General features: G+C 42.2%; 19 protein-coding genes. All 19 read left to right on the top strand.

Annotated elements, in window-relative coordinates; all coding sequences use genetic code 11:
- The first annotated feature begins 134 nt into the window (after nt 1-134).
- The gene (ssb, locus tag ACESPQ_RS08475) at nt 135-596 is read left to right on the top strand and encodes a single-stranded DNA-binding protein (protein WP_109771459.1); all 462 of its coding nucleotides are present in this window, start codon (nt 135-137) and stop codon (nt 594-596) included.
- Nucleotides 597-613: 17 nt separating this feature from the next.
- A complete protein-coding gene (locus ACESPQ_RS08480; RefSeq protein ID WP_038274772.1) occupies nt 614-1,150 on the top strand; it encodes an NUMOD4 domain-containing protein in 537 nt (178 codons plus the stop codon).
- Nucleotides 1,151-1,196: 46 nt separating this feature from the next.
- The gene (locus ACESPQ_RS08485) at nt 1,197-1,871 is read left to right on the top strand and encodes a hypothetical protein (RefSeq protein ID WP_008729102.1); all 675 of its coding nucleotides are present in this window, start codon (nt 1,197-1,199) and stop codon (nt 1,869-1,871) included.
- A gap of 86 nt (nt 1,872-1,957) precedes the next feature.
- Entirely contained in the window at nt 1,958-2,329 is a 372-nt protein-coding gene (locus ACESPQ_RS08490) for a hypothetical protein (protein ID WP_002611238.1), read from the top strand.
- A gap of 90 nt (nt 2,330-2,419) precedes the next feature.
- On the top strand, nt 2,420-2,641 hold the full coding sequence (locus ACESPQ_RS08495) for a hypothetical protein (protein WP_373144255.1): 222 nt from the start codon (nt 2,420-2,422) through the stop codon (nt 2,639-2,641).
- 3 nt (nt 2,642-2,644) lie between these two features.
- Nucleotides 2,645-2,899 (top strand): hypothetical protein, encoded by a 255-nt coding sequence (locus tag ACESPQ_RS08500; RefSeq protein ID WP_002611232.1) that lies wholly within the window; start codon nt 2,645-2,647, stop codon nt 2,897-2,899.
- Nucleotides 2,896-3,876: a hypothetical protein gene (locus tag ACESPQ_RS08505; protein WP_257337755.1), complete on the top strand. Its 981-nt coding sequence runs from the start codon at nt 2,896-2,898 to the stop codon at nt 3,874-3,876. Before ACESPQ_RS08500 ends, ACESPQ_RS08505 begins: the two co-directional genes overlap by 4 nt.
- 77 nt (nt 3,877-3,953) lie before the next feature.
- Nucleotides 3,954-4,091: a hypothetical protein gene (locus tag ACESPQ_RS08510; protein WP_002611501.1), complete on the top strand. Its 138-nt coding sequence runs from the start codon at nt 3,954-3,956 to the stop codon at nt 4,089-4,091.
- Nucleotides 4,092-4,275: 184 nt separating this feature from the next.
- Nucleotides 4,276-4,902 carry a hypothetical protein gene (locus tag ACESPQ_RS08515; RefSeq protein WP_002611226.1) on the top strand — a complete coding sequence of 209 codons (627 nt, stop codon included), beginning with the start codon at nt 4,276-4,278 and terminating at the stop codon, nt 4,900-4,902.
- Nucleotides 4,903-5,051: 149 nt separating this feature from the next.
- Nucleotides 5,052-5,213 (top strand): hypothetical protein, encoded by a 162-nt coding sequence (locus tag ACESPQ_RS08520; protein ID WP_002611225.1) that lies wholly within the window; start codon nt 5,052-5,054, stop codon nt 5,211-5,213.
- 63 nt (nt 5,214-5,276) lie between these two features.
- On the top strand, nt 5,277-6,263 hold the full coding sequence (locus ACESPQ_RS08525; protein WP_257337758.1) for a hypothetical protein: 987 nt from the start codon (nt 5,277-5,279) through the stop codon (nt 6,261-6,263).
- The gene (locus tag ACESPQ_RS08530; RefSeq protein WP_109771466.1) at nt 6,253-6,552 is read left to right on the top strand and encodes a hypothetical protein; all 300 of its coding nucleotides are present in this window, start codon (nt 6,253-6,255) and stop codon (nt 6,550-6,552) included. The genes ACESPQ_RS08525 and ACESPQ_RS08530 overlap by 11 nt, the downstream gene beginning before the upstream one ends.
- A gap of 100 nt (nt 6,553-6,652) precedes the next feature.
- Nucleotides 6,653-7,519 carry a DNA/RNA non-specific endonuclease gene (locus ACESPQ_RS08535; protein ID WP_002611219.1) on the top strand — a complete coding sequence of 289 codons (867 nt, stop codon included), beginning with the start codon at nt 6,653-6,655 and terminating at the stop codon, nt 7,517-7,519.
- A gap of 20 nt (nt 7,520-7,539) precedes the next feature.
- On the top strand, nt 7,540-7,779 hold the full coding sequence (locus ACESPQ_RS08540; protein WP_002611217.1) for a hypothetical protein: 240 nt from the start codon (nt 7,540-7,542) through the stop codon (nt 7,777-7,779).
- A gap of 91 nt (nt 7,780-7,870) precedes the next feature.
- Nucleotides 7,871-9,583, top strand: coding sequence for an AAA family ATPase (locus tag ACESPQ_RS08545; protein ID WP_002611214.1), 1,713 nt, complete (start codon nt 7,871-7,873; stop codon nt 9,581-9,583).
- Nucleotides 9,584-9,784: 201 nt separating this feature from the next.
- Nucleotides 9,785-10,741: a flagellar biosynthesis protein FlgM gene (locus tag ACESPQ_RS08550; RefSeq protein WP_373144257.1), complete on the top strand. Its 957-nt coding sequence runs from the start codon at nt 9,785-9,787 to the stop codon at nt 10,739-10,741.
- Nucleotides 10,742-11,260: 519 nt separating this feature from the next.
- On the top strand, nt 11,261-15,658 hold the full coding sequence (locus ACESPQ_RS08555; protein WP_117444936.1) for a SpaA isopeptide-forming pilin-related protein: 4,398 nt from the start codon (nt 11,261-11,263) through the stop codon (nt 15,656-15,658).
- A gap of 316 nt (nt 15,659-15,974) precedes the next feature.
- Nucleotides 15,975-16,307 carry a hypothetical protein gene (locus ACESPQ_RS08560; protein WP_002610772.1) on the top strand — a complete coding sequence of 111 codons (333 nt, stop codon included), beginning with the start codon at nt 15,975-15,977 and terminating at the stop codon, nt 16,305-16,307.
- 166 nt (nt 16,308-16,473) lie between these two features.
- Nucleotides 16,474-16,902 carry a hypothetical protein gene (locus tag ACESPQ_RS08565; protein ID WP_002610768.1) on the top strand — a complete coding sequence of 143 codons (429 nt, stop codon included), beginning with the start codon at nt 16,474-16,476 and terminating at the stop codon, nt 16,900-16,902.

The raw sequence follows: 16,902 nt of genomic DNA on the forward strand, positions 1-16,902 counted from the left end.
ATCCAGTCGCGAAATACGATGCCATATCTGCAAGGCGGATCTGAACGCCCTCAGACCGGTGACGGCCGGAGATAAAAGCATAGGAGAATACTTGGGATATATACCATATGAATGTGTAGACGGGAGGAACTATCATGATCAATAGAGTTGTATTAGTGGGAAGATTGACGAAGGACCCTGTATTACGGAAGACGACGAATGGCGCATCGGTCGTGTCTTTTACGGTCGCATGCAACCGGCTTTTCAAACAGGAGGGACAGCCGGAAGCTGACTTCATCAACACTGTCGTCTGGAACAAGACCGCAGACAGTGTAGCGAAGTATACGCACAAGGGCTCTCTGGTAGGTGTAGAGGGCCGTATCCAGACACGCAGCTATGATGACAAGGATTGCAAGCGTGTATATGTAACAGAGGTGGTCGCGGATAATGTGCGCTTTCTGGACAGCCGGAAAGCAGGAGGTACGGATCATGCTTACGTACCCGGACAGGAAAGCACACAGAGCATCACCACTATGAGCAACAGCACTCCGTCCTTCTCCAGTGAGTTCACAAGCACTGCAGCATTGGATATCTCCGATGACGATCTGCCATTTTAATGAAGGAAACGATACGGATGATCACGCAGAAAGAGATCGATGTGGAGGTGTGGGAACTGGTCGATACGACGAAAAATCTTTATATCTCCAATATGGGAAGAGTCAAGCGTATCTATAAAAACAAAAGAGAGCGGATGCTGAAGCCGTATCTGCGTAAAGGCGTCCCTCCCTACTTCATCAAGATAAACAAGAAAGAAGTCAAGGTCGCGCAGCTCGTATGGAGAGCTTTTCATGGGAATTATGATACGAAGCGCTACAGTTTGATCCACACGGGCCTGAAGACAGATGACAGGCTGATGAATCTGACTCTTTTGTCGAAACAGGAGGCAGGAAGCATGTTCGCAAGCCGCAGCCGACGAAGAGGAATCTATAAGGTAGATCCAGAGAACAGGAACATTCTCGCATTTTATAAAAGCTCCAGAGAAGCAGCGGCAAAGGAATACTGCAGCTACCAGACAATCCTGGACAGCTGTAATGGAAAGACGAGAAGGAATGCGACCGGCTATAGCTTCGTATGGTCTGAGGTCGTAGATGATTCTTCCGGCTGGATATAAGGGACATATCGATACATAGGGAAAGAGGATGAAGGAGGATATAGAAATGGAAGAATATGAAATCAAGCTAAGACTTACAGAAACAGAAGCAGAGCAGCTCGTAAAGGCTGCAGCACAGCACGATCAGAAGGTTTCCGAGCTGCTGGAATCCTTTGTATATGATCTAGTCGCATCTGATGAGCATCGCGGAGGTGATGATGAGACAGAATTGGCCCATCAGTGGTATCAGCGGCGCAATGAAGCACTCTATCCGCATCATGCGACCCCGTTGACAGAGAGCGAATCTCTGAAGCTGGCAGAGACAGATATACAGAAGCACTGTATACAGGAGGCATTCCGGTATACTCCCCTTTACTTCGACTGGATAAAAGCAACGATGAAAGATGATGGAGTGATCATGGAAGATCAGGACCATAAACGTGTATACTTTTCTATCGATGAAGATGGCGATATCGACTTCGATGATACATATGGAAACAGCTGTGATGATCTGAAGCTCGTTCATGAGTCCGATAAGATCACATGGGATGAGGTGGAAGCTCGCCTGCGCAGTTATTCAAAAGAGCATCAACAGGAGTTACAGTATCACTTGAAAGAATGTTTTCAGCGATTACCAAGACAAGGGGAAGGCAGCGACTACGTACGGATAAAGATGGCAAGCGATATCTATCGTCTGGAGGCGATGCTGCGTGAGATCCTGGAAAGCAGCTGTCATGCATGAAGCTTGTCGAGCGCTCCAAGGTATCATCGGATGAAGTCATACATATATCCGTTTTTTCAGATAAGACCATCGTGAGGAGGGATCATATGAAGAATGAAACATATACAGGATTATCAGAAGCATTGCAGGCGCTAAAGACGAGATACGTGCAGCTGCCGGAGGAAGGAATCGATCAACAGACGCCGGAACCATTCGCATGCCTGATACGAGCATGTGAAGCTGTCCTTCAAGAGGAACAGATACGCAGAGATCGTCAGTTACGAGAGGTACGGAAAGCACGAAGAGACGGGATCATAGGGCGACCAGTCACCCCCTGCAGGGAAGACTTTCTGAAGCTGACGTATCTGCATGATAAAAAAATGGTGACAGCAATGGAAGCGACGAGAATGGATATAGGAGTTGCCATTTCATGCAGAACGAAAAGGAGATATCAGGAGGACGAGGGATGGAAGATATAAGGAAGCTGATCGTATTCCTGATCATCAACATCTCGGCATTCCTCTGTTATCTGCTGGGAAAAGAAAATCGGAGAAAGAGAGAAGATGGACATGAAGAAGAATAAATATTTAAAAGCGAAACTGACTGCAGATACGGAAGAGGACTGTCTGTACAACACTTTCTGGATCTATGTTGCCGGTATATCGGAGCTGTTACTGATCGTCATGCTGCAGGGAGAGCTGAACTACATCAGTATCCCCTGCCTCATCGCAGCCGGCTTCTCTTTAGGTGTCTGCGCATACAAGATGGGACAAAACGCAAGGGAGCGATAAAACATGACCTTAGAAGATTACTTACCACAGATACAATTACTTACTTTACAGAATTACAACAATACCATCATCGCTTATGCGGCATATGTGCGTTTCGGGAAAAAAGCGATCGCAGACTATTGCAGGGAGAAGATCGGAAAAGAGGTCAGGGTCATCGTAAAGGATGATGATCCTATCAATGAAGATGGGTCGATCAGTCAAAATCGCTCGAAGCCTTCCAGATCGAGAACAGTGATCCTGGAGGTCATCAGCGAATGACGTACGTGGTCGTCACGATCACGTACTTCCTCCTCATCGGATTCCTTCTATGGAAGAATGAGGCGGGGACCTATATCCGGCATATGACGCCGCATCATCTGGTCTGTATCCTGAAGACCTCCTTTTCCATACTGACCGAAGTGGTATTGACGATGTCCCTGACATTCGCATGCGTCTATACGCTTTGCGGCTTACGCAAAGCGCTCCCTGATGAGAAGGAGATCCTGTTGCCGTGTCGGATGGTCCTGTTGTTCATCGTGCTGGTACGCTACTTGTTTCAGAAAGAGGTGAGCTTCCCGTTCCTCCTCTTCTATATGAATGTGACCATCTTTTCCGACCTCCTCTATCAGGGCGCGGATATCCTACGTTCCCTGCTGTATCTGGTGTTTCTCATACTACATGCACTCTTTTGCGTTTGCGATGAGGGAAGGATGCAGACATACCGCAAAACAGTCGCGATCCTAACAGAGGAAGATATCGATATCATCGCCATCCATGAAGCCGGACATGCCATCATGTCGATGAACGATGGCGTGATACCGATGGAGATCGTCCTCCTGCAGGGGAAGGATGGTCCGGTGGGAGGATATTGCCGCTATGAGAAACAAGAATTGCCTCTGTGCATGATACTGTGCAAGTTACTCGCTGGAGATATCGCAGCGAGAAGATATGGGATGCTTGCACAGAAGATGGTCTATTCCGAGCTATCCTCAGTTGACGACCATAACCGGTGTTTCGAACTCCTGCAGCAGATGCCGCGACAGGAGCGCTATACGCTGTATGAAGACTGCCGGAAGCACTGTACACAGGTCCTGTATGCGCACTGGGATCTGGTAGCCCTGATCGCACAGAGACTGCTCAAAGAGAAGAAACTTGAACGACAGGAGCTGGAACTACTCTGGCAGACATACGGGAAGAAAGACGGGATGGACCATGAAGACGATCGGAAAGGAGGTCAGGGTCACAGTGAAACGTAATGCTCTGTTGAGTGTGGAAGAAATGCGAAGCCGGCACTATAAGAACTCTGACGCTCCACTGTGATCTTGGAAATCGAATGAAGAAAAAGAAATATCTGGTACTGAGAAACAAGGAGAACGGGAATATCGTAACCGTCGACAAGACTTGGTTCTATGGTCTGCCTAGGCATATCCAAGCGCTGTATCATGCAAAATGGCAGATCGTGATAAAGTAAGACATCACCTGGCAAGTTGCCAGATGATCGATCCAAACCATAAGGAAGAACAGAAGGTGTGAAAAAAACATGGAGTCATTCAAAAAAAAGTATGAAAAAATTCACTTTTGTAAATATACAACTACTGATCACATGGATAATCATTTGTGATATACTTCTTTCAAAAAGAAAAGAGGTATCTTCCATGGAAATTATAACGATCATGGTTTCGGCGCTTTTGGGAGCAGTACTTACCTGGATTACATCCACAGTGCTCTACAAAAAACAATCTACGATTGAAATGAGATGGACATTATTTCAATCGATACGTGATGAAATGTATGCATCAAAAAAGCTTATTGCAACCTATTTCAATGAATTAGGCAAAATTGCAGCAGATATGCGCGAGGAAAAAGAGGCCAGCGAACATGTGCATATTGATTTTACAAATCTCTCCTCTATACATCAGGAATATTCTGTTCTGACGAATAAATTTCTGGCTTATATGAAAATGTATGAACCTGATACGATCTGCAAAATAATGTCGCATCTGCCCTTTGTATTCAAAAACTCTGCACGAAAAATGAAATTCTATTTTTATCTGGAAACATGGAGAACTGCAATGTACTGTGATTTGAAATATCTGCTCGATGTAGAAAATAAACTACAGGAGATTTTGATTCCCTACCTTGATAAGACAGCTGCTCCAGATATATATGACGAAATATTAACAGTCATAAGCAATGTCCATGCATCCGACATGCAAACGATAGACCTTGATGAAATTGGACTGTATGACTTTATGGCAGAAAGCTTCAGAAAAATCGTCTGATAAATTTAGCTGCATGGCAATCAGATATTCTAAAGTCAACAGAAGAACTGCTGGACGACTATGAGAAAAGTGTTCATCAAAGATTGTCATAAAGTCTCAATAACAATGAATTACTTAGCAAACTGCTATGTAACACAGGAGGGAGAAGCATGATATCGATACTTTTTATAGGGATGATCGTTTCCCTCTTCATCATATTGTCCTATGCTCTTTGCAGAGCGAGTGATGAAGCTGACAGAATGTTCGGATATAAAACCATGAGCAGAGATCATGAGATGACGTATGAAGATGACCATAAATCTTTAGAATGACAAAGGATCTTGTATCTACCTGGCAAATTGCCAGGTAGATAGAAAAGGAGGTGCTTGAAAGCAATGAATGACTTAAAAAGCAGAAAAGGATATATCAATACGAACTGTGAACGTAAGTATCCGGGAGTCAAAGACTATTATCTACGCTGCGTCAGTGACGAGGTCATAGACAGACTGCGAAAAGAATCTTTAGATGGTGTTTGCTTTCTATCTTTATCAGATCTCAGAGTAGCATATGATCTCACTAAGAGTGAAGGGCTAAAAGTGATGCTGTTGATCGATGATGAACCGGATATACAGCGTAAGGGTTGGCATAAGAATCTGGTCGAATATAGAATACAGGATCCAAAGGAAATGAAAAGCATAACAGTCCGGCTTCAGGACGAAGCTATGGATCTCTATGACGAAAAGGACGACGCACTTCAACTGCTCGGGCATAAGTTGCTGCCGGGACTTGTCTATTCCCTTGCGCAGGCACGAAAGATCGCAACGGATCTGGTCAACATTCTCCAGCATAAGGAGATGCCAAAGAAAGTACAGGAAGGACTATTGGAAGCGTACGTACGTGCACATAAAGGTTACACGCTGACAGAAGAGATCCAGGAAGATGGCACCCATCTTCAGGTCCTCTTATATGATGGTCTTCCGATAGCAAAAGGAAGCGGCACTGAGCTCTTGAAGATGATAGGAATCGAAGGTGTCACAGTTTCTGATCTGAACGTATACACGAAGGAAGATATGGAACCTGTCCTATCCCGCTATCACGAATATGTCCAAAAAGGACAGATCAGCGAGATACTGAAGGATCGCTGTGATGAGTGGTTAGCTTCACAAGACCTGGATGAAAACAGTTTGGAGGGAATCATCGATAAAGACGATCTAACACTGGAGCTATGGGACAAACGAGCAGCACTGGACCCTACTCTCCCTTTCCGCCCTGCTTTGAACACGGAGGACATGCGATGGATGCAGGAGGAAGCGGACATACAGCTAGAGCAGATGCTCATTACAGAACTGGAGAAAGAGAAGGTGTTATCCTATGGATCCTGATAGACTAGAGAAGTTCATGAGGAAGGACCATGCACGAATCTCCGGCTTTCACGGAGCGTCGTATACAAAAAAAGTATTATGTCATCTCTTATGGATAACCGTGGGTGTCATCGTACTCATCCTTCTCACGATTATCACACTGCAGTTCCTGTACGATAGTATACGACTTGCGACTCTATCCCTCCTACTGATCATCGTCCTTGCCATAACGTTCCTGCTATATCGAAGGATGAGAAAAGCAAAACAAAGAAAGAAAATGAAAGAAATCGTAGATAGGCAGAGCGGGTAAACACTTGTCTTTGAACTTCTACTATAGTAGAATTTAGTTGGAAAAGAGTGTCTGAACCTGACCTGGCAAGTTGCCAGGTACAGAAATGAGGGAAAAGATCATGAAAACGATCATCAAATTACTATTGTCTTCCTTGCTCGTCCTTTCATCGACAGGCTGTTCACCGCATAGCACGAAGAACGAACAAGATATATCATACATCGATATCTCCGAAATTCCAGCTTACTCCGGTACACCGTATGTGGAAATCGACGGCAATATACCGGCTTTCATGGAAGATGAGCTGTCTACGAAATCGTATGAGAACTACAGTGAGCTGGATGAGCTAGGCCGGTGCGGAGCTGCGATGGCAAACATCGGAAAAGATCTGATGCCTACAGAAGAACGAGGCTCCATCGGAATGATAAAGCCTTCCGGCTGGCATACCGTCAGGTATGATGACCTGATAGATGGGAAATATCTCTATAACCGGTGCCATCTGATCGGATTCCAGCTGACCGGTGAAAATGCCAACGAGAAGAATCTGATAACCGGTACTCGGTATATGAACATGGAAGGTATGCTGCCATTTGAAGATATGGTTGCTGATCATATCCAGGAAACGAATAACCACGTACTGTATCGGGTCACTCCGATATTTGAAGGTGATGACCTCGTAGCATCCGGTGTACAGATGGAAGCGCAGTCGGTGGAAGACCATGGAGAAGGTATCCGGTTCAATGTCTTCGTATACAATGTACAGCCCGGTATTACGATCGACTATATCACCGGAGAGAGTCATTTGGAAAAAGGAGTAGAAAAAGAGCAAAACGATACCGATGTGGAGATACGCGGAAACAAGGATTCGAAGATCTATCACTGTCCCGGCCAACGATCCTATGATGATATGGAGGACTCAAAAAATCTGATCATATTCAACAGTGAAGAAGAGGCACAGGCAGCCGGGTATAGAAGAGCACAGCGGTAGCCAGAAAGAAGGAAGATGCGATGAGTAGAAGAGATGTGCAACTGCAACAGATGCGGGAACAGCAGCTGGTAGAAACGACCAGCAGGATCTATGCATCAACCGTGGCAGAGGTATTATTTGAGGCAGGCGTACCAAAGGAAGATATCGAGTATGTGCTTTCTCAAGTCATGGGCAAAGCAGAGGATCTTTCAAAAGGTTATATCGACGTAGATACGTATGTGGAATCAGTAGAAGAAAAAACAGGAATCACTTTAAAGTGACCTGATATAAAGTAAAAAAACAAGCAAGATCAGCTACCTGGCAAGTTGCCATGTAGGAGTAGACAGCGGAGAGACCGCATGGAGAAAAAATATGAACGAAAACAAAAAAATAGTCGAACATGGACCGACAGGTTTGAAACGGATACCAATCGGTATCTCAGATTATCGAAAATTGAAAACAGGAGATTATTATATCGTCGATAAATCCTTATTGATAAAAGAATTTTTGGATAGTGGCGCAGAAGTAACACTGGTGACCCGTCCTCGACGCTTTGGGAAAACATTGAACATGAGTATGATGGCAGAATTCTTCGACATCACAAAGGATTCAAAGGATATCTTCAAGGATACTGCGATCATGGATACGGAATATATTCGTGAGATGAACCAATATCCTACGATCTTTCTGAGCTTTGCGGATGCGAAAGGCAGTCAGATGAGAATCGTAAAATGTATAAAGGAACAGCTATTGACAGCCTACAGATGTAACGCCCACCTATTGAAAGATCCGGATATGTTCGATAAACCAAAGTTCGACTTGATCATGAAAGGATTATCAAGCTTAGATGATGGAAGCTTAGAAACGATCGACCAGGCGATAGCATATCTCATGGAGAAGTGTCATCAATATTACGGAAAGAAAGTGATGCTCATCATAGACGAATATGACACACCGTTTATAGAAGCGCATGTCGGAAATGTTTATAGCGAGATACACTCCGCACTTGCAGGATTGCTCAGCAGTGCACTGAAAGATAATCCGAATTTGCAAAATGCTATGCTTACCGGGATACAGCGGGTCGCAAAGGAAAATATCTTTTCCGGATTGAACAACCCGGAGGTACGGACTGTAAGTGATAAAGCCTATTCCCAACACTTTGGATTCGTGAAGAAAGAAGTGGATATCCTATTGAAGTATTATGGCTTAGAATGCTCTGATGAAGTGAAGGCAATGTATGATGGCTATAATATCGGTGGAACAGAAATCTATAATCCCTGGTCTATCCTCAATTATGCGAAGAATCATAAGCTGATTCCCTATTGGGTGAACGTAAGCTCTAATCAGCTTATAAAAAAAGCAATGGAGGAAATAAGGAAAAAACCAGAAACACACGGTGAACATAAATCCGGATTCGAAACCAAGTATGAAGAATTGATAGAAAAAAAACAGGTAGAGACCGTAATGGATCTTCAAAAATGTTTTTATGAAGAATCAGATGCTGTAAGTCTATGGGGTCTTTTCGTGAATGCAGGATATCTGACAATAAAACAAGAAAAATCGAGCACGTATTTATTGGAGATTCCAAACAATGAGGTCGCAGAGGAGTTTCAGAGACTTACTCTAAATTATTTGAATAAAGACTATGATATTTTCACTATGATGATGAGAGGCTTATACGATAAAGAACCTAATGTGTTCATAGAAAACTACCGAGACTTCCTATTGAATTCTACAAGTTATCATGATCTGATCAGTGAAAACAGTTACCATACTCTTCTATTAGGGATGTGTGCCTGCCTATATGCAGATTATGAGGTAAAGAGTAATCAGGAGGCTGGAAAAGGCAGATACGATATCGTCCTACAAAGCAAGACGAGTAAGTTTCCTTCCTATATCATCGAATTAAAGTATTTAAAGAAAGAAGAATATGACAAGCATCCGAAACTGTTGAAAGAAAAATGTGAGGAAGCTTTACGACAGATCGAAATGAATCGTTATGATATCACATTGAGCGGACAGATCATCCATATCGCATTAACACACAGTGGTAAAGATGTAGAGATGCTTTGGAAAGAGGCTTGACGGACGATGTTTCAAACAACATGGCAACTTGCCATGTTGAAGAAATGCTTGGAGGAAAAAGCAGAAGGCTATCTGCTTTCCAACAGGCATATGAAAAAGAAGAAAAATTCGAACAGAAATTCATAAAAAAATATTTTGCAAAACGAAAGAAAAAATAAATCGATAAAAAAGTCTAAATGGGTGATGAGGAGGATTTAGAAAATGAAAAAGTTATTAAGTATGATAGCAGTGGCAGCATTGATATTGACGGGCTGTGTCAAAGACCTACAGGTCAAAACGCCAGAGAAGCTGACTGTAGAGTACGGTGATAAGCTGGATAACGATAAACTATATGACGCAAAGGAGTCAGACGAGAATGTCAAAGTCGACAAGGTTTCCGGATATGATGCAAAGAAAGTCGGAGACCAGACGCTGAAAGTCACATTTACAGATGGTGATAAATCTACAGAAAAGGAAATCAAGATAACTGTCAAAGATACCAAAAAACCAAAAATCGTACTGAAGAAGGATAAGATCACGATCACAGCCGGAGATAAGCTGACATTGAAGGACAATGTAAAATCTGTAAAGGATCCCGTCGATGGCAGCTTGAAGTACAGTGACAAGGAAATCAAGAAATCCGGATACTATATTGACAAGGGCAAGCTGGATACGAAGAAAGCAGGTACCTATGAAGTAGTTGTCAAAGCGTTCGATGCAAATGGAAATACTACAGATAAAACATTCAAGGTCACTGTGAAGAATAAAGTTGAGAAGAAAGCAACGACAGAACAAAATTCTGAGGCCGCAACTTCTCAGAACAGCAGCACTGGCCAACAGACGCAGGCAGTTTCCCCTTCCTCTCTTGCACAATCCAATCAGAGTTCAGGATCCAGTGGACAAAGTGGTACAACATCAGGAGGATCATCTTCAGGAAATTCTGGAACCTCCACACCAGCAGAACAGCCTAATGCATGTGTTTCTGACGGAAAGTTTGGTGCTATAGGAAATAGCGGACAAGTGTTTTATTCTGAAGCTGCAGCAGATGCATACGCAAATGAACAATTGAATTATGGTGAAGGACCATGGGGAAAAAAAGGATATGACGGATATCATGCATGGACAGTTTATGATAATTGTGGTGAACGTAATGATGTTTGGACAGTAGACTTTTATTAAAAAGAAATTTATTTTAAATATTAACTATAGTATAATTGAAAGCGAAGATAGTGATAGACCTCAATTTATTGGAAGTAGACCCTTTCGGTTCCAATACTGGAGGTGATTACATGAATTTAGACTTGTATATCATTCTTCTTATTGTGCTAACAATAAAGGAAACGATCAAGATACTAAAAAAGTAATCGCCCCGAGCTCGGTCAAAAGTCAAGGGGCGATTACTTTCAAACTATCTCTATCTTCACTGAGATAAGATATCTCATCTATATTATACACAAAAATACCAAAATAGTCACTATTTTGAAAATTTAATAGAGAAATGAAAAGGACAGATTAGAAATCTGTCCTTTATGCGTAGAAAGGAGAAAAGATGAGTTACTATAAGTATGCGTAGAAAGGAGAAAAGATGAGTTACTATAAGGTTGGTAGATTCAGGGCCGTAAGGCCCTATACGAATATAAGATAGTAAAAGGCCAGTCACTGGCCTTTTTTCGTGTTTACAGAAAGTGAGGAAAGCAAATGATACGAAAAATAAAAAATAGAATAAGAGATGCAGCTATAGGTATCTTAACTGTTTTGACTGTATTAACAAATATGCAGTTACCAATCTATGCCGCAGATCACACGGCCACTAAGACATTTATAGATGGTATTTCCTATCAGGTTACTAAAGGCTCTCAATCAGCTTGGGGACAGGGTTTCACATTAAAGATGGATGGAGATGTGGTTTTCTGTATAGATCCACAGGCAGAAGTGATCGCAGGTGGAGGATATGCTGAAAGTGAATTTAATGCCTCCCTTAGACATGAGCTTTCTGTTATAGCATATGAAGGCTATTATAAAAACAGAAACAAATCAGATGTCACATACTATAAATTTACAACGAATTTAATGATTTGGGAAAAGATGGGGTGGAGTGTTACTGCTTCCGGTTTCGACTATAGTGGGTATAAATCTAAAATTCAGAAAGCTGTTGATAGTCATTCCATTCGACCTTCTTTTCACAGGGAAGAAATCACTTTAAATGTCGGGGAAAGTATTACACTCACTGACACAAATGGCGTATTTAATGAATTTAATTTTATAGCTTCTGATGGATTGAAGGTAAAAAAAGATGGTAATAAACTCACCATTACTGCGACGGAAGAATCCAAAGATAATTCTAAAGTAAAATACAATAAAGTTCCAGATGAATGTGTAGGGACCAGCCTTGTATATCAGAAGGCAGGGTCTCAGGATATGGTTAAGTTTTTTGTAAAGGACCCATTGTCTACTTTTATTGATGTCAAAGTTAATAAGTACGGATCACTGAAAATCACAAAGCAGGACGAAGATGGAGCGGTAGTTCCGAATACTTCCTTCAAAGTGTCTAAAAATGCAGACATGTCCTCTCCTATCGGAACTTACAAAACAGGGGGCGATGGTACTGTAACTGTCAATAACCTGTTACCACAGAAATATTATGTGCAGGAAACTGCAGTCCCTAGTCACCTGGTACTCGACACTACCATCCGTGAAGTAACTGTCGAAGCTAATCAGACGACAACCTATACTGCACGTAATAACTGGGTCAAAGGTAAGGTGCAGCTGCGTAAGATCGACCCTAAATCTGGAAAACAGGTCGCAGGTGCTACCTATGCCATCTACAATGATAAAGGCCAGGAGTTAGAAAGACTCGTGACAACTGCCACAGGCTATGTAGAATCGGGTTATCTAAGATTCGGGCAATACACCGTGCGTGAGGTCATCGCTCCATCAGGATATATCTTAAACAAGACTTCCTACCCTGTTACGATCACTAGCAACGAACAAAAGATCACAGTGACTGGTGAAGATGAACGACAGACCGGCCGCTTAGAGCTCACAAAAGAAGACAACGTCACCGGTTCTGCCGCACAAGGAGAAGCTACCTTAAAAGGTGCGGTATATGAGCTGAAGGCAAAAGAAAATATCCTAGATCCTGCCGACGGATCTGTCAAATATGCGAAAGGTGCATTAGTCACTTCACTGACGACGGATGCCAATGCAAAAGCGTCTGTAAGTAATCTTTACTTAGGTAAATATACCCTTCAGGAAAAGACGCCAAGTACTGGATATACGTTAGATCCTACAAAGTATGATGTATCTATCGATTATGCAGGACAAAGTGTGGAAATCGTTACAAAGAAACAAACGGTCAAGGAACGTGTCAAGGCTCAGGCATTCTCCATTATCAAGATATCAGACAATGGTGCCGGTGAAGCTGATAAGCTGGCCGGTGTCGAATTTACCGTTAAATCCAAAAAGGATATAGATGCATACGGAAGTTGGGAAAAAGCTCCTATTGCTAAAAATGCAAAGGGACAGACAGCAAAAGTCCTTGTGACTGATAAAAATGGACAGGCGGTATCTGATGAGCTTCCTTATGCTACGTATGTTGTGCGTGAAACTAAGGTCCCGGATGATCACTATAAAGTTCCTGATTTTACAGTAACTATTTCTGAAGATAGCCGTGATCCTCAGCCTTGGCGTATCTTTAATGATGCAAAATTTCGTGCTGTGGTTAAAGCTGTAAAGGTTGATCAAGAAACTGGTAAAACAATTACACTTGCCGGAACAACTTTCAAGATTAAAAACTTGGATAAAAACGAGTATGTAGAATATTGGGATTGGACCCCTATACCTCATAAGGTCAATACCTGGACGACGGATGGATCCGGTACTGTAATGACTGGAAAAGAATTGGATCCAGGTGATTATCAATTAGAAGAAATCACTGCCCCAAATGGTTATGTTTTGAATATCGCTCCAGTTAAATTTAAAGTATCAAGCAATACAGCATATGAGACACTTCCAGACGGTGCTACACCGGTCATCACTGTCACTAAACAGGATACTTCAGTAAAAGGACGTATCGCAGTCGTAAAACAGGGAGAGGTCCTTACTTCTGCAGAAACTGATGATCATGGCAATACGAAGTTCAAATATGAAATGCGGAAATTGAAGGGTGCTGTGTTCGAAGTCAAGGCAGCGGAAGATATCTCATCTCCAGATAATCAGGGCGATATCCTATATCACAAAGGCGATCTGGTAGATACGATAACGACCGATGCTGCAGGTGAAGCACAGACCAAGCTGCTCCCTTTGGGTAAATATCAAGTTTCGGAAAAAACTGCTCCAAACGGATTCACGCATTCCGATGATATCAGAGAAGTCGAGCTCGTCTATGAGGATCAGAATACAGCGATCGTATTCGGAGATGCCGGTACTTATGAAAATGAACGTCAGAAAGTTGAAGTACAGGCTGTCAAAAAGGACGCAGATGACCAACAGCTGCTAGTCGGCGCTGAAATCACGCTATATGCAAACAGAGACGTGTACAACTATGACGGCGATGTGATCGTAAAAGCCGGTGAAAAAATTGAAACGGTGGTAACCGGCGAAGATGGTAGAGCCACATTTACTGCAGACCTGCCTAATGATCTTACTCCAGAATATGGTGTAATGCCGATTGAGAAAATCGAAGATGAAGATATAGATCCAGGATTCAGTCAAACAGTCATTGAGGATGTAAGACTCATCGGTGACACCAATAGCCTATTCTATGCAACGGAAACGAAAGCTCCTGCAGGTTATGCGAGTGGTCAGGAAGTGCGTTATTATTTTGATACAAAGTATACGAATCAAAACAATGCAGTCTTGAAATTCACAGCAGAGTATCAGAATGAAACGACAAAGGTCGAGATCTCTAAAGTGGATATCACGAACGAGGAAGAACTTCCGGGCGCTACGCTGCAGATAAAGAGCGAGGCCGGAAAGATCATAGAGGAATGGATATCCACAGATAAACCACATCTCATCGAGATGCTGCCTGTTGGAGACTATGTACTATCTGAAAAGATCCCGGCATCAGGTTATACGACAGCTACCGATGTACCGTTCACGATCAAAGATACTGGTGAGATCCAGAAGGTCGTCATGAAGGATGATATAACGAAGTTACAGATCATCAAGACGGATGAAGAAGGTAAGCAGTTACCAGGCAACAGACTGGCCATCATTGACAAAGACGGAAAGACCGTTGATGAGTGGATCACAGATGAAAAGCCTCATGATATCACCAAGCTGGTTGTCGGACAGGAATATACGTTGCGGGAACTGGAAGCAGCTGCCGGTTATACAAAAGCTGAGGATATCATCTTCATCGTACGTGATACGAACGATGTACAGACGATCGACATGAGCAACAGACAAACAGAGATGCACTTTTCTAAAGTCGATGAGACCGGCGAAAAAGAATTACCCGGTGCTAAACTGCAGATCATTGACAAAGATGGCAATATCATAGATCAGTGGGTATCCACAGAAGAGCAGCACACGATCACAGGACTGAGCGAGGGTCAAACCTATGTAATGAAAGAAATCTCTGCACCATATGGATATGAGATCGCAGAAGAGATCACCTTTACCGCAGGAGACGGCCAGAAGGTCACGATGAAAGATAAAATGATCCGCTCCTATATCAAAGTCAATAAGGTCGATTATTATGATCATAAGGACATCCTGAAGGCCGCAGAGTTTACGCTGTATAGTGACGCAGCATGCACGAAGAAAATCCGCAGTGTAAAGACGGATACGAAGAGCGGAATCGCACTGTTCGATGATCTGATCTACGGTACGTATTTCATCAAAGAGACGAAAGCACCGGCCGGTTATCAGTTATCCGATGAAGTCGTGAAGGTCACGATCGATGACGAATGGGTCAATGGTGATGACAAGCTGCGCACAATCATCTATGCAGATAAACCGTTATCCGGTGGGGTCGTTACAGGGGATACGACAGCGACTGGGATCCTGCTCAGTGTCGTAACACTGTCAGGTGCAGCACTCATCTTCGTGTCTCATAAACGCAGAAAAACGAAGAAATCAGAACAGTAGTCTGCCTTTTCTCAAGGGAGATGCAGATACCTGCATTTCCCTCTTTCATTTGAAGAAGAGGTACATCATCATGGAGCGATCCTTATCGATATGAAGGTCAGAAGGAGTATTGAAATGGTCGAAGACATACTTGACGGCTTTTACAAAAAAGCTCCGGGAATCCTTCCTACTAGCTATTTCCTATCAGAATGCTTATGAAGATCCCCGAATATTGGATTCTAACAGATAGTAATTTCACCACAAAATAAGATTTACATGAAGGATGTGATACATACTTCTTATCCCCTGTCTAAGGTATATGGAAAGGAAGAGAAATATGCAGATTTTAGGTATCATCATAGTCAAATTGATAATATTTTACATTTTGATATTTCTGTTATGTGATATAATATTGATATTCAGAAAACATCTGAGAGAAACAAAGATATATTGGAACTGCGTTGTAATCAATGGAGAAGTCATTATCAAAAATAAAGAGTATCTTGAAATTTACAAAAAGAACTTTTCTGATGATTCTGGCTATGATAAAGATTTTGTGGAAAAATATATCGGACAAGAGGATGTCATAATTAAAATTTATGATGCTCGGGGCAATGGACATCATAGATGCTATTTGATCAGTAAAATGATGTCAGTAGAATATCATTAGTTAGTAGGAGAATTGTATGGGAAGTGCAAAACAACAGTACTTCCCTTTTTCTATTATCAAGTCAACCGAACTATTGACATCCAACACACGATTCCGCTTACCAGTCTATAAAACCTATATAGCGTGATTTACCCCTTGTTTACCTCATAAAGAAAGTGAGTAAAAAATGATAAATATGAATAGAGATAAGAAAGCACAGAATCTAAGTTTGATAAAAGTTATAGGTATCCCCGCTTCATTAGTATATGGAATGCTTGTTTTTGGTAATCTATATATAGCAATTACTTCCTCTAAATTAGCAAATAAAGCTATAATAAGTGGCATATCTTATTTGGGATCATTAGTATTTATTCTTGGATTCACATATATTGTTGAATATATAAAACGAAATATCCCAAATTGGCTGCTGTGGCTAAGGGAAAAGCTGAAAAAACATCAACGCATTCCCTTATGTCTTGAGAAGATAGATTATTTGTATGAAGTGTATTTTGATGAAGTCCTCTTTTTTGGTGATCTATTTAATATTGTGCTTTGCGGTGTATTAAGTTGGAAATTCTCTAATTGTTTAAGAACTATTTTAGCTGTTTTATTGTAG

Source organism: Clostridium sp. HGF2 (genome assembly GCF_964240115.1).
GTDB lineage: Bacteria > Bacillota_I > Bacilli_A > Erysipelotrichales > Erysipelotrichaceae > Clostridium_AQ > Clostridium_AQ innocuum.